Annotated in this window: 9 protein-coding genes, 2 pseudogenes and 1 riboswitch; of the genes and pseudogenes, 6 read left to right on the forward strand and 5 right to left on the reverse strand. The window is 59.7% G+C overall.

Translation table 11 applies throughout. The features are described from left to right. Nucleotides 1–155: 155 nt before the first annotated feature. A pseudogene (locus NKH28_RS26030) lies at nucleotides 156–921 on the reverse strand (IS5 family transposase). A gap of 247 nt (nucleotides 922–1168) precedes the next feature. On the opposite strand from NKH28_RS26030, the gene NKH28_RS26035 reads away from it, so the two are divergent. The 4 genes and pseudogenes from NKH28_RS26035 to NKH28_RS26050 all read left to right on the forward strand — a co-directional run bounded on the left by NKH28_RS26035 (nucleotide 1169) and on the right by NKH28_RS26050 (nucleotide 5703). Continuing rightward, nucleotides 1169–1405, forward strand: coding sequence for a hypothetical protein (locus NKH28_RS26035; RefSeq protein ID WP_352980739.1), 237 nt, complete (start codon nucleotides 1169–1171; stop codon nucleotides 1403–1405). A gap of 445 nt (nucleotides 1406–1850) precedes the next feature. Next, nucleotides 1851–3110 carry a tyrosine--tRNA ligase gene (gene tyrS / locus NKH28_RS26040; protein ID WP_352980740.1) on the forward strand — a complete coding sequence of 420 codons (1260 nt, stop codon included), beginning with the start codon at nucleotides 1851–1853 and terminating at the stop codon, nucleotides 3108–3110. A gap of 230 nt (nucleotides 3111–3340) precedes the next feature. Further along, nucleotides 3341–4685: pseudogene (locus NKH28_RS26045) on the forward strand (MFS transporter). Between the two features lie 184 nt (nucleotides 4686–4869). Beyond that, nucleotides 4870–5703: a helix-turn-helix transcriptional regulator gene (locus NKH28_RS26050; RefSeq protein ID WP_352980741.1), complete on the forward strand. Its 834-nt coding sequence runs from the start codon at nucleotides 4870–4872 to the stop codon at nucleotides 5701–5703. A gap of 304 nt (nucleotides 5704–6007) precedes the next feature. Here the strand turns inward: NKH28_RS26050 and NKH28_RS26055 are convergent, their stop codons facing one another. Further along, nucleotides 6008–6394: a hypothetical protein gene (locus NKH28_RS26055; protein ID WP_352980742.1), complete on the reverse strand. Its 387-nt coding sequence runs from the start codon at nucleotides 6392–6394 to the stop codon at nucleotides 6008–6010. A 393-nt stretch (nucleotides 6395–6787) separates the two neighbouring features. Then, nucleotides 6788–6988: riboswitch (cobalamin riboswitch) on the forward strand. A 94-nt stretch (nucleotides 6989–7082) separates the two neighbouring features. On the opposite strand from NKH28_RS26055, the gene metE reads away from it, so the two are divergent. Then, nucleotides 7083–9428, forward strand: coding sequence for a 5-methyltetrahydropteroyltriglutamate--homocysteine S-methyltransferase (metE, locus tag NKH28_RS26060; protein WP_352980779.1), 2346 nt, complete (start codon nucleotides 7083–7085; stop codon nucleotides 9426–9428). A gap of 98 nt (nucleotides 9429–9526) precedes the next feature. On the opposite strand, the gene NKH28_RS26065 is transcribed toward metE, so the two are convergent. The 3 genes from NKH28_RS26065 to NKH28_RS26075 are packed head-to-tail and all read right to left on the reverse strand — an operon-like array spanning nucleotide 9527 to nucleotide 11967. Further along, the gene (locus NKH28_RS26065) at nucleotides 9527–9745 is read right to left on the reverse strand and encodes an FMN-binding negative transcriptional regulator (RefSeq protein ID WP_352980743.1); all 219 of its coding nucleotides are present in this window, start codon (nucleotides 9743–9745) and stop codon (nucleotides 9527–9529) included. 34 nt (nucleotides 9746–9779) lie between these two features. Further along, nucleotides 9780–10682, reverse strand: a complete 903-nt coding sequence (locus NKH28_RS26070; RefSeq protein ID WP_352980744.1) for a dihydrodipicolinate synthase family protein — start codon at nucleotides 10680–10682, stop codon at nucleotides 9780–9782. Nucleotides 10683–10734: 52 nt separating this feature from the next. Continuing rightward, nucleotides 10735–11967 (reverse strand): trans-sulfuration enzyme family protein, encoded by a 1233-nt coding sequence (locus tag NKH28_RS26075; RefSeq protein ID WP_352980745.1) that lies wholly within the window; start codon nucleotides 11965–11967, stop codon nucleotides 10735–10737. A 73-nt stretch (nucleotides 11968–12040) separates the two neighbouring features. Here NKH28_RS26075 and pdxR point away from each other — a divergent pair, with 73 nt between their 5' ends. Beyond that, nucleotides 12041–13546, forward strand: coding sequence for a MocR-like pyridoxine biosynthesis transcription factor PdxR (gene pdxR / locus NKH28_RS26080; RefSeq protein WP_352980780.1), 1506 nt, complete (start codon nucleotides 12041–12043; stop codon nucleotides 13544–13546). The last annotated feature ends 40 nt before the right edge of the window (nucleotides 13547–13586 follow it).

Here is a 13586-nt window from a genome sequence, read left to right on the forward strand (position 1 = left end):
CGAACGCTCCGCAGCGTCGACACCATGCAGCTGAAAAACACTCTTGGACGTATCCATGCCAATACGGATAAGGTGTTCCACGGACGGCTCCCTTGTTTGAGATATCAACGAACTCATTCTGGCACATCCGATGCCGTCGGGCGCCGTCCACCCCATCATGCCTCGGCGCTGGCGATGGTCGCCTCGAAGTCTTTGGCGAGCCGGCGACAACGTCCCAGCCAGGCGAAAGTTCGCTCGAGGACCCATCGTCGTGGCAGCACCTCAAAGCCCTTGGCCGCGTCGGAGCGCTTGATGATTTCGATGGTCCATGTGCCGAGATTGGCCAGTGCCTGCGACAGTTTTTCTCCGGCATAGCCGCCGTCGGCGAACAGATGCCGCAACCAGGGAGAAAGCCGTCGAATGGAGGCGATGACGCCGACTGCCTTCCTGGATGTCGGCCGTGTGCACCGTCAGCCCGACCAAGTGTCCCTCGGTGGCAGTAATGATATGGCGCTTGCGGCCTTTGACCTTCTTGCCGACGTCGTAACCACGCAAACCGGCAACGTCCGTGGTCTTTGCCGATTGGCTGTCGATGACACCGGCGCTCGGGCTCGCCTCGCGACCAAGCGCCAGGCGTGCCGCAGCCACCAAGTGGAAGTTGATCGTCTTCCACAGCCCGTTGTCCCGCCAGGCATAGAAATAGCGTTGAACCGTCGAGACCGGCGGGAACCGATCCGGCAATGCCCGCCATTGGCAGCCGGTCCAGGCGATGTAGAGGAGCACGTCCACGACCGCCCGAAGTTCTGTCGTCCGCGGTCGTCCCGTTGTCTTCGTTCCCGGCAGGAACGGCTCGAGCAACGCCCATTCCCTGTCCGTCAACGCGTTTGCATCTCGCTGCCCCGCGCGGCAATATCGCCGGCGGGTGGTCTCCGTCCAACCCATGTCGTTATTCCGTTCAAGTCTAGACAACTCAAGCGAATCACAACGGACGGGGCCACTCAACCGCTTCCACCCCCAAAACCGAGTTTCGGGTCAGGCTCTAAGGGCAAACACCATGCCATTGTGGGTGGTGGTTTGCGTGGCGAGACACGCCTGGTAAGGACCCTCGTGGTTCCGGTACGGCCCCTGAATATCGTGGTCGCAATTGGGGTGGTAATGGTTTGGCGGGATTTGCTGACGCGAGAAAACGGTGTCGCTGCCGCCGCCGCAAACCTTCCTCGATGAAATCGCCGCCACTGCAGCCCTTTTCGCCTGCTTCACACCAATTGCAGGCGTAGGTTTCAGGATTCACGCCGTTTTTGCCGGTGGCGCAATACGGCATCGGAAAATTACCCACATTGAACTGACCTTGAACATCGGCAAAGGCGATGCAGGCCTTCTTCCCTGTCTTGAACCAGCAACTGATCGCGTGCAGTCATCCGGATAAGCCGCCCCGCCGGAGGCCAAGCTGACTTGGTGACACACGAACGCATTATTGTCTTCCGGTCTGGCGGCAACAGTATCAGCAGGACGGCAAAGCTGACCGGCTGCAGCGAAGCGCAGGTGAAGCGCGCTGGGCTCGACATCAGAAGGAAAGCGGGAAGCAGGAAATGTTGTCGCAAAAGTTGAGTTCTGCGAGGTGCAAAAATCAGTTGCAAATCGTCGCGACAGAGGCTCGGCAGCTCCCCGAAGTAACCATTTCAGATTGCTTGCAGGTGCGGAAAAAGTCCTTTATGCATCGGCACATGATCAAGTCCGCGCTCATCGCTGCAATCTATTATGCGACGCTTCCATAAGGAGCGGCGCGTTTCGATCATGCCTTGAAACAAGCCGCCGTCAGGCGGCTTTGTTCATTGAGAGGACCCCTTGCGGCAATACCAGGAGGATTCCCTATGGCACTTCCCGATTTATCAACCGGTCATTCCAAACCATATTCGGCGGCTTTGAAGACGCTCATTGAGCGCGGCTATGTAAATCAAGGGACCGACCTGCCGGGTGTCGATGCCGCCTTTGAAGCAGGCATCGTACCCGCTTACGCTGGTTTCGATGCGACGGCTGACAGTCTTCATGTCGGCCATCTTCTTCTGATCATGGCGCTTCGTCATCTTCAGCAGACTGGCCATAAACCCATCGTTCTCATTGGGGGTGGGACCACCCGCATCGGCGATCCCAGCTTCCGTTCGGACGCGCGGCCGATGCTGACGGACGAGCGGATCGCCGCCAACATTGAAGGGATCAGAAAGGTCTTTGGCCGTCTCCTTGTCTTCGGAGACGGCCCGACGGATGCCGTGATGGTGAACAATGCCGACTGGCTGGACAGCATTCGTTGGATCGACATGCTGAGAGACGTCGGCAGGCATTTCTCCGTCAATCGGATGCTCTCTTTCGACAGTGTGAAGTCGCGGCTGGAAAAGCAGGAGAATCTGAGCTTCTTAGAATTCAACTACATGGTCCTCCAAGCGTTCGACTTCCTTGAGCTAACCCGCCGGACCGGTTGCCGTTTGCAGATGGGTGGAGCCGACCAGTGGGGGAACATCATCAATGGCATCGACTTGATACGGCGGACGGATGGAAAGGAAGTCTTCGGAGTGACTACGCCGCTTCTGAAGACTCCTTCAGGTGTCAAGATGGGTAAGACGGCTGCCGGAGCTGTGTGGCTGAACGAAGATCGCCTTTCGCCATACGATTACTGGCAATTCTGGCGTAACACGGAAGACGCTGATGTCGTTCGGTTTCTGAAGCTTTTCACCGATCTGCCGATGAACGAGATCGAGCGATTTGGACAGGCTGAAGGAACCGAGCTAAACGCCGTCAAAGAACGTCTCGCCAACGAAGCTACGGCCCTGGCACATGGAACTAACGCCGCCAAACAGGCGGAGGCCACGGCTAGCCAAGCATTTGGGCAGGGCGAAGCCGCAGAGGGGCTACCGACGCTTCATCTAAATGACGCCGAGGGGTTGGCCGGAGTAGCCCTTGTGGATTTGCTGGTACGCGCCGGATTGACCTCCTCCAAAGGGGAAGCGCGAAGGGCGATCTCGGGACGAGGTGTGCGGATCAACGGCAACGTTGTCGAGGTTGATACAATGATATCTTCCCAAGACCTCCCGATCCGGCTTTCGCTCGGCCGGAAGCGCCACACTGTTGTAAAGTAGGGTTTCAGCAAATGCTGTCGCAGAAATTCTGCCCGCTTAGCGGATATTGCAGACATTCGCGTCGAGTTCCCTGAGGAATGTCGAGAGACACTCCTCAGGGGGTAGTTAAGGCCGCCAAGTTTTCTGGGTTAGCAGGCGCGCCACTGTGGCAGCTTGGCTTGTATGGCGAGGCCATGGTTGAGTGAGGCGAACCAAATCCAGCCCCGCGGTCGATCCCGAAGCTTCCCACAATGGCGAAGAGAACATCTTCACTGGTTCCTTTTCAGCACAAGACCTTCCGTTCGCTATGGTCGGCTGCACTCATTTCGAACCTTGGCACCCTAGTGGAAGGTGCGGCGGCAGCTTGGCTGATGACGAGCATCGCCACCTCCCATGGAATGGTGGCGCTCGTCCAGTCATCGACCACCCTCCCCTACATGATCTTCTCGCTCGCGGCGGGAGCGCTCGCGGACAAGTTTGACCGTCGCCGGATCATGTTGACTGCGCAACTGCTGATGGTCTGCGTATCCGCCGTCCTGGCGTTCCTGACCTATGCGGGGAATGACACCCTGGACCCTTCTGGGTCTCACCTTCCTAGTCGGCTGTGGTTGGGCATTGCACGATCCCTCTTGGCAAGCCTCCATGGGAGATATCCTGCCTCGCGAACACCTGCCAAGCGGGGTTGCGCTCAACGGCATGAGCTACAATCTCATGCGCAGCATCGGGCCGGCGATTGGCGGCATAATCGTGGCCACAGCCGGTGCGGCCTTCGCGTTCCTCTTCAACGTCCTTTGCTACTTCGCTCTGATCGCTGCGCTGTTGCGATGGAAAGCCGAACGGGCGCGACAAGCGCTGCCGCGGGAGGCTTTCGGCAGTGCGATGGCGGCGGGCTTCCGTTACGTGCTCTTGTCGCCGAACCTTCTCAAGGTGATGTGCCGGAGTTTCATTTTCGGCCTCACCGCCGTTGTCATTTTGGCTCTCCTGCCGTTGGTCGCTCGCGAACAGATCAAAGGGACCGCAGTCACCTACGGCGTGATGCTCGGCTTCTTCGGCCTGGGAGCGATTTGCGGCGCGCTCCTCATCGGGCGGGTCCGAGAAATTCTCTCCAACGAATGGGTCATTCGCGGTGCGTTCTTTGTATTGGCGATCAGCTGCTTCTTTCGGGCATGGAGCGAGCACGTTGGGCTGAGCTGTCTCAACCTCATGCCAGCCGGCGCGGCCTGGATTCAATCATTCTCGCTGTTTACGTCACAGTGCAGCTTTCGTCGCCGCGGGGGGTGGTTGGACGCGCCCTCTCTCTATCAGACGGCCACATACGGCGGCATGGCGGCGGGAAGCTGGCTTTGGGGCGAACTGGCGGATGTCCAAGGTGTTTCGGGAGCCTTGCTCGTCCGCCAGCTGGTTCTTGTCATTGGGGGACTGATGGGCATCCTTCTGCGTCAGCCGGATTTTGAAACGCTCAATCTGGATCCGACCAACAAGTTCAGCGAACCGACGCTGCAACTTGACCTGCGGCCACGAAGCGGCCCGATCATGGTGATGGTCGACTATCGTGTCGATCAGAGAGATCCAGACTCGCCCACAATAATTATCTGAAGTTCAGCAGTAATTTTTGATCGCCCATTCGTGCTGTGTACCAGCCCTGTGTCTTGCGCAAGTGGTCACGAACGGCTGCCGGAGCCTCGAAGACGCCCTAAAAACACATGCTGCGATTTTTGAACACGCTTGACGATTAGATTAATTCATCCACAATGCGTGTGTTGAACACGCGAGGTGAGTTATGAACATGAAAGAGCTTAGGGTTCGACTGGGCATGACTCAAAAAGATTTGGCAGAGCAGATGGCAACGACGCAACAGACTGTGGCCCGTTGGGAAACAGGCAAAACGCAGTTGAACGTCGAGCAGATCAAGGACCTTTGTCTCACGTTGAAATGCACGGTCGAGGAGCTGCTGGGCTGGAAGATTGATGTCGAGGAGTGGCGCACGAGCCCGTTTGCAATTGCCGATGCCGAAACGCGATACGGCACGCTCAGAATCAAGACGACTGTTGGCAGCCGCCAATATCCTATCGATGAAAAGGCGCGTGAATCGATTTTACGTCAGTTGAAGGAACTTCATAATCTTCGTAGAAATAACACAAGCAGGCCATGGCTGTATTGTTGGAGCCTTGACAACAAAATACTCTTGATAAATCCGCAATATGTCCGCACCATTGAGCTTATCGGTGAAGATGTAGAGGAGATGCCAGAGTATTATCATCCAGAAATCTATCGGGCTTTGGATGACTGGGATAAGGGTGAGGTTTCAGGAAAGCTGAAGAAAGAATGCGATGCCATCATCGCAGAGATGGGTGATCAGGAAGCCGTGCGCATGGCCTCCTATGTTCGCGTCACATATGACGACGGAGAAGATGAGTGGAACTTCTTGGATGAAGAAACCGCTACGACTTTCTTCGGATTGGAAGCTGCGACCTTTGACGTTCCCCAGTGTAGTTTCGCCGAAGTGGAGGAAGAAGGTTACTACCGAGCGCGATACGCCAACCTTGATCGCGTCGCGGTGATGCAGGTTCCAAGCGACCGTTATCACAGATTGACCGCGCCCGAGGAAGCTTAGAACCATCCACGAAGGGCGCATGTTACATCTCGACCTTGCGTGGTGCGTTTTCAGTACGAGATGACGTTAAGCGTGGGTAGTGGCAGGTAAGAGTGCTCGACCAGAAGCTCAACTGCCTCCTCAATATCGCTGCCGATGTGCCGCAGGACACGTCCACGGGAGCGTGGATAGGCGTGAAGTTCCTGCACTCCACGGTCCGCTCTCCCATCGCCGGTGTGTGCCCGACGCCATCTTGTGGACGAGCTTGGCCGCCTGCACCCGGTTGTATTCCGGCTTGCGGTCCGCCGCGATGGCTATCTCCATGTCAATCGGCGCCGAACTTTGACTGCCCGCTGCTTTTGATGAATTTGGCGAGGTCCCGCGCATAAACACTCTTGGTCTTCTCCTTGAGGCCCTGTGTCGCGAACTTGTGGTCCAGCAGGGCAAACAGGTCCAAGTCCCCTTCCGCCTGTGGCGCTGGCTTGCCCTCACCGCCCTCGGCTTCCCAATTGGGGACCGCTTCTGCGCGCTGCACCGTGGCGATTGTCCGCCCAAGACGCATCACAAGATCGAACGCCAAACCGTGCGCGTGCACGACGATTTGCCGCTCGGCCTCATTTGGACAGGACTTGAGCTGGCCCGGTGGTTTGAGCCGGGTTACCTTGAGCCGGTGGGCTGCGAACAAGCAGTTCGAGACATTGGCCTCGATCACTTCGCAACACGCCGCTGCGCCTGGCCTCGGTGTGCTCCCCCCGAAATCGTTGTGTCATATCACCGAGGGCATCACGGCCAACAGCTTCCACATGGGCAACAGCCTCGCCATTGAGCCGAATAGCGGTCGGAAGCTCGGAGCCGAAGTTCGACGCCGAGGTGGCGTTCGCATGATGCGGGAAGCAGCACCACGGCGCTTGCCGGTAGTTTGCCGCCGGCAGCCGACGAACTCCTATCCTCCTGGACCGCTGTGCGTTATTGCTTTGATTTACCGGCCGCTCAAGGCTTCCATAGTTTCGCTTTCAAGGCGACCTTTGGCAACATGGCAACCGAAATTTAACATAACGACATAAACATTTCTTTATGCGACGTTGACAAAGAAGCGAACTGCGGTAATTGTCTCCTGTGTCGTGGTTCTCCGTACGGCGCTGCCGCAGCGGAGCTAAGAGGGAAGCCGGTGCGATGCCGGCGCTGCCCCCGCAACTGTTAGCGGCGAGCCAACCCCACTCATGTCACTGAGGCGAATAGCCTTGGGAAGACGGGTAGAGGCTATGACCCCGCGAGCCAGGAGACCTGCCACGGCGAATTACGTCCACGGGCGGGGTGTCTCGATGGCCGCTGCAGCCTGGCGTTCGTGCCGGCCTGCTAGCGCCTTCCTTGTCACCGACGCCCCAACCATCGGGGTATGCATGACTGTCTCTCAGCAAATTCCTGTAGCAACGCTCGGCGTGCCCCGCTTCGGTCGTCGGCGAGAACTGAAATTCGCGCTTGAAAGCTACTGGTCCGGAAAATCGTCCGCTGCCGACCTTCTCACGACGGCGAAGGCGCTCCGTGCCGCTAGCTGGGAGGAGCAACGCGATCGCGGCGTGTCGAAAATCCCGTCGAACGACTTCTCGCTTTACGACCATGTGCTCGACACCGCAGCCATGGTCGGCGCCCTTCCGTCCCGTTACGTCTGGAATGGCGGCGAGGTCCCACTCGACATCTACTTCGCTATGGCGCGCGGCAACCAAGGTCAGACGGAGGATTGTGGGCACGGTGGTCACCAGCATGCGGCTCATCGGCCTGGCGTAACCGCGATGGAAATGACCAAGTGGTTTGACACCAACTATCACTACATTGTGCCGGAACTAGACGATGATCAGACGTTCGCTCTTTCGTCGACGAAGCCGGTTGATTACTTCCTCGAGGCTAAAGCCCTCGGCATTCACACACGCCCAGTCATCCTTGGACCGGTCACCTTCCTCAAGCTGGCTAAATCGCCTGCCGAAGGCTTCGATCCCATCGCGCTCCTACCACGGCTTCTGCCCGTCTACGAGCAACTCCTGCGGAGCTTGAAGCTGTCGGGCGCCGATTGGGTGCAGATCGATGAGCCAGCGCTTGTCCTCGATCTGAACCCGAACGAACGAGCTGCGTTCGAATTCGCCTATGGCCAGCTGTCAAAAGCCGTGCCCGAGTTGAAAATCATGCTGGCTACCTATTTCGGGCCGCTGGGAGACAATCTCGAAACCGCGGTTTCTCTGCCCCTGGCCGGGCTGCATATTGATCTCGTGCGCGCTCCCGAGCAGCTGGAAACGGTGGGTCGGCTCGCACCGAAGGATCTGGTGCTCTCGCTTGGCTTGATCGATGGCCGCAACGTCTGGCGTGCGAACGCGCCCGCCATTCTCGACCGCATCAAACCGATCGTCGCCGGCTGGCCCTTGGACCGCGTCGAGATCGCGCCTTCTTGCTCGATGCTGCATGTGCCGATCGACCTCCGCATGGAGACGGAGCTCGACGCGGACATCAGGTCGTGGCTCGCCTTCGCGGCCCAGAAGACCGACGAGTTGGTGATGCTTGCCCGGGCCCTGTCCCAAGGCAGGGATGCGGTGGCAGGCGCGTTGAAAGCGTCTGCCGAGGCTGCCGCCACTCGCCTGACATCCACGAAGATCCATGACCCGCTTGTTGAGGGGCGGATCGCCAGCATTGACGACAGCATGAAGCGACGAGAGAGCGCTTTTGCCGAGCGCTCCAGAGTCCAGGCCGGCACGCTCGGGCTGCCGCCGTTCCCCACGACGACTATCGGGTCCTTCCCGCAGACGCCGCAGGTACGCAGGGCGCGGGCCGCTCATGCGAAGGGCCAGCTGAGCTATGTCGACTACGAGACCTTCCTGAAGAAGGAGATCGAGGCTGCAATTTGCTGGCAGGAAGAGATCGGGCTGGACGTGCTGGTGCACGGTGAGTTCGAACGAAACGACATGGTACAGCATTTCGGCGAGCAGCTGTCCGGCTTCGCCTTCACCCAGCATGCCTGGGTGCAGAGCTATGGGTCGCGTTACGTGCGCCCCCCCATCATCTTCGGCGACGTATCGAGGCCCAATCCGATGACGCTGCGCTGGTGGCAGTTCGCCCAGTCGCTTACGGAAAACCCTGTGAAGGGAATGCTCACAGGCCCAGTGACCATTCTCAACTGGTCATTTGTTCGCGAGGACGTACCCCGCTCCGAAGCATGCCGCCAGATCGCGCTCGCCATCCGCGACGAAGTGACGGATCTCGAATGGTCCGGCGCAAGGATGATCCAGATCGATGAGGCCGCGTTTCGCGAAGGATTGCCACTGCGCCAGTCTGATTGGAACGACTATCTCGACTGGGCTGTCGAATGCTTCCGGATCGCTTCAACGGGTGTAAAGGACGCGACTCAAATCCATACCCACATGTGCTATTCGGAGTTCAACGAGATCATCGACGCGATCGCTGAAATGGATGCGGATGTCATTTCGATTGAGACGTCGCGCTCGAAAATGGAACTGCTGGACGCCTTCACGAGCTCCAAATATCCGAATGAAATCGGGCCCGGAGTCTACGACATTCACTCACCACGGGTCCCGGAAGTCGGCGAGATTTCGGATCTCGTCATGCTTGCCCGCGAGCGACTGTCCGATGCCCAACTGTGGGTAAACCCGGACTGTGGCCTCAAAACCCGCAAGTGGGAGGAGGTCCGCCCTGCCCTCATGAACATGGTTGCTGCAGCACGCGCGCTCCGGGAGAAAGTGTAGGCCGGAAGGTTTCCTGGTTGCTCACCATGTGGTGAGTTACCGGCTGCCGCATGTGGGCCGTGAATGTGCCAAAACGCGATCACATCCTTTGAAATAAGTCACTCGAGCGAGAAAGTGCACTTTCCTTCGGCACGTGTACTAATCGCGCAGGAATAAAGGGTACCGTTTTCTCCCTGTGACGTGTCAAGTTCGAAGGGGATGTGATTGGCGTCGAGACCGCTCCGGCCATGGGTTATCAGCATGCCAAGTGCGCTGTTCTCGATCAGTTCGTAAAGGACTTCTCGGCTCGGTTCATCGAAATGCGCGGGTACATACATGACAGGTTCCTTCACTGGCCGCCGGGTTCGCTGTTCACCGGCTGGCATCCGATGGCAAGCGTTCCAACGCGGCGGCTATCTGGCGCTTCGCTGCTGAGGGCAGAGGCAGGATGGGACGCGGGGGGTCGGCACGGCAAATGTCGAGCAATTCGGCAAGTGCATAGACGACGCGAAGGCTCGAGAACTCCTTGAAGAGGCTCCAGAGCGGCGCAAGCGTGGCATCGATCCGTCGCGCTTCGGCCGCATCGCCCTGTTGCGCCGCCGTGACGATCTTCACGCAGACCTCGGGCAGGATGCCGGCGAGGACGCTGTACCATGTGTCGGCGCCGGCGATCATGGCCTCTGCGGCGTTCCAGTCGCCGCTGTAGCCGATCGAGAACCCTTCCGGCACAGTGCGCCTCTGGTCGGCCAGATGGCTCTTGATCGCATCGCCCTTGTCTGTCGGATTCTTGATAGCGACGATCCCCCGCACCTTTGCCAGGCGGCTGACGAGTGCTGGGGTGAAACGGAAATGCGTCGTTCCTGGATTGTCGTAGATGACCATCGGAAGGCCACTTTCGCGCGCCACCGTGGAGAAATGTTCGAACACCTCGTCCTCGGTGAGCGGGGTATAGGAGGCGGCCGCAAGCAGCCCCGCGGCAGCTCCAAGGGCCTTGGCGTCCTGCGCGAACCTCACTGCTTCATCGGTGCGCAGCGCGCCCACACCCACCAGGAGCGGCATTCGCCCGGCGATTTCGTCCAAGGTCTCGGCGAGCGTCCGTCGCCGTTCCTCGCGCGACAGATACATGTAGGTGCCGGTGCTGCCGAGAAGACCGATGGAGTCGACCTGAGCGGCGCCAAGCCGAGTAATCAGCCTGCGCAGAGCAACGGTATCGACGCGGCCGTCACGATCGGCGGGCGTGATGGGAAACGCGGAAAGACCGCTCAGGAATGCCATGGCAAGGCTCCAGGTTTGTGCGTGAGCGCAGGACTGGCCGGACGACAGGTCATCACAAGGCGTCCAGAGCCCGCCGCAGGTCGGCGATTAGGTCATCGGCGTCTTCAAGACCCACCGAGAGACGCATGAGGTCCTCGCCGACTCCATCGGCCAGATGCGCATCCTTGCGGATCGGCTGACGAGCACGGGTCAGGCTTGCCGGATGATAGATGAGGCTGTCGGCATCGCCGAGGCTGACAGCCCGGGTGATCAGGTTGAGCCGGTCCATCATCCGCCGCGCGCCCTCGAACCCAGCGTGGAGGCCAAAGGCCAACATGCCCGACCCTTGGGACATCTGCTTTCGCGCCGTCACCTGATCAGGGTGCGAGTCGAGGAAGGGATAACTCACCCATGCCACCGCCGGGTGCGCCTCGAGTGCCTGAGCCACCGTAAGGGCTGTGGCGCTGTGGCGTTCCATGCGTAGCGTGAGCGTCTTCAGACCGCGGAGGATCAGGAAGGCTGACATGGGCGAGAGCGCTGCGCCGGTGATGTAGCGCAGGCCCGTCTCGTGCAGCGTGCGGAGCGTTTGCGCGTCGCCGAGAATCGCCCCGCCAAGGGCGTCGCCATGCCCATTGATGTATTTGGTCAGCGAGTGGAGCACGAGGTCGGCCCCATGTTCGAGCGGCCGCTGGAGCGCGGGCGAGGCGAAGGTGCTGTCGACTGCAACCTTTACACCGCGCGCGTGGGCGCGCTCGGCAATGGCAGCGATGTCGAGGATGCGGCTCAGCGGATTCACCGGCGTCTCGAAGAAAACAAGCCGGGTCCGCTCGGTGATCGCGGCATCGAGATTGTGAGGATCGGACAGGTCGACCGCGACGACCTTGATGCCGAAGCGGGGGACCGCCTGTTCGACCATGGCAAGCGTGTTCGCATAAAGTGTCTTGTGGACGATGAGTTCATCGCCTTGGGACAGGAGCGACAGGATCAGTGTGCCGAAAGCCGCCATCCCCGAGGCAACGACCAAACCTGCCTCGGCTCCTTCCAGATTGGCGAGCCGTTGCTCGAGGATCTCCGTCGTCGGATTGTATTCGCGCGCATAGAGCCTTCCGCCAAGCGCGGCGGCGGCCTCGTTCGCTGCCACGCTTTCGAATCCATAGGTCGAGGTCAAGAAGACTGGCGGCTGAACGGCATTGGAAAAGCCGGCCGGATCGTAGCCATGATGGATCGCCCGAGTGGCGAATCCGGGACCGGTGTCGTTGAGCGACCGCGTGAGAGCATCGGTTTCGGATTGATAGGAACGGGTCATTCGGCCTCTAGATCTTTCTTGGGTTTCCGAAAGATTGACGGCAAACTGGCCAATGTGAAATATCCAGTTGGCGATGAATGAAATGGTCCAGTCTTCAAGTGCCGGTTCTGCAGGTCGCACGCACGCGATGGGTGCACGCCAGATCTACGAGGCTCTTCGCGAGCAGATCCTCGGAAGTGTCTACGAAACCGGCAGTCAGCTGCCGTCCTCCCGAGGCCTCGCAAATGACCTTGGGGTTTCGCGAACGACGGTGACGGTCGCCTATGAGCAACTGGCTGCGGAAGGTTTCATCGAAGTCCGTCAAGGCGCACGACCTCGCGTTGCATCCTCGCTGATCGGTCCTGAGACGAGCCGCACTGTCGCGAAACGAGTCGGCCCGGTTCATCTGTCCGCCTATGGCGAACGACTGCGCGTTACGCCGCCCTGGCCGGATTATCTGCCGACTGGACTGAAGGTCGATTTCCGCTATGGCGACCTGGCGCCGTCAGACTTCCCCGCATTGGTCTGGAAACGTGCGATGAACGAGGCGATGGGGCAGCGCCCGTTGCGTCTTGCCTATGACGACCCCCGCGGCTCGCGCCGGCTGCGCCAGGCGCTCCAGGGCTATCTCTGGCGCGCCCGAACGCTGAGCTGCGACCTCGAGCAGATCATCATCATCAACGGTTCGCAGCAGGGCCTCGATCTGTGCGCTCGCCTGCTTCTCGATCGTGCCGACCGCTTCGTCATCGAGGACCCGTGCTACAGGATGGCGCGTCAGGTCTTTGCCAGTACGGGTGCCTTGCCCATCCCCGTCACCGTCGACGAGGACGGGATGAAGACGGAGTTGCTGGCGGGGATCGGGGCGCGACTGGCCTATGTCACGCCATCGCATCAGTTTCCGCTGGGCGGCGTCATGCCGATCGCGCGCCGCCATCAGCTTCTGGAATGGGCGCGGCACAACAACGCCTATGTGATCGAGGACGACTACGACAGCGAATATCGCTACGACATCAATCCGGTCCCTCCGCTGCACAGTCTTGAGGACCACGGGGCTGTCATCTACCTCGGCACGATCTCCAAAACGCTCTCGCCGATGCTGCGTATCGGCTACCTCGTCGTCCCGACGGAGTTGCAGGAGGTCTTCGCTACCGCCAAACAATTCGCGGACCGGCATTCGCCGGTGGCTGAACAGGAGGCTCTGGCCTATTTGATCGAGAGTGGCGGCTACGAAAGCCATGTGCGGCGTGTGCGCAGGCTGAACGGCGAGCGTCGGGAGACGTTGTTGGGCGCCTTGCGGCGCAGCTTCGGAGATCGCATCGCTGTCCAGGGAGCAGAGGCCGGTCTGCACGTCGTGGTTTGGTTCGACGAACTGCCGCGATCGCGAGAAACGACCCTGGTCGAAGCCGCCCGAGGCGCGGGCCTGGGGCTGCACCTGATCTCGCCCCTTTACGAGCGGCAATCGGACGAAGGCCACATCGATCGCGTGGGGCTTGTCGTGGGCTATGCCGCCTTGAGCATTCGGCAAATCGAGAAGGGCGTTGAGATCCTACGAGCGGTTGTCAAGCAGGTGCAAGACGCGTTGCCGGGACACGGTGGCTAAAACGGCGGGACGTGGCGTGCTGGCGAGGAAACCGACCCTT

It is taken from the genome of Mesorhizobium sp. M1227 (assembly GCF_040318315.1).
GTDB lineage: Bacteria > Pseudomonadota > Alphaproteobacteria > Rhizobiales > Rhizobiaceae > Mesorhizobium.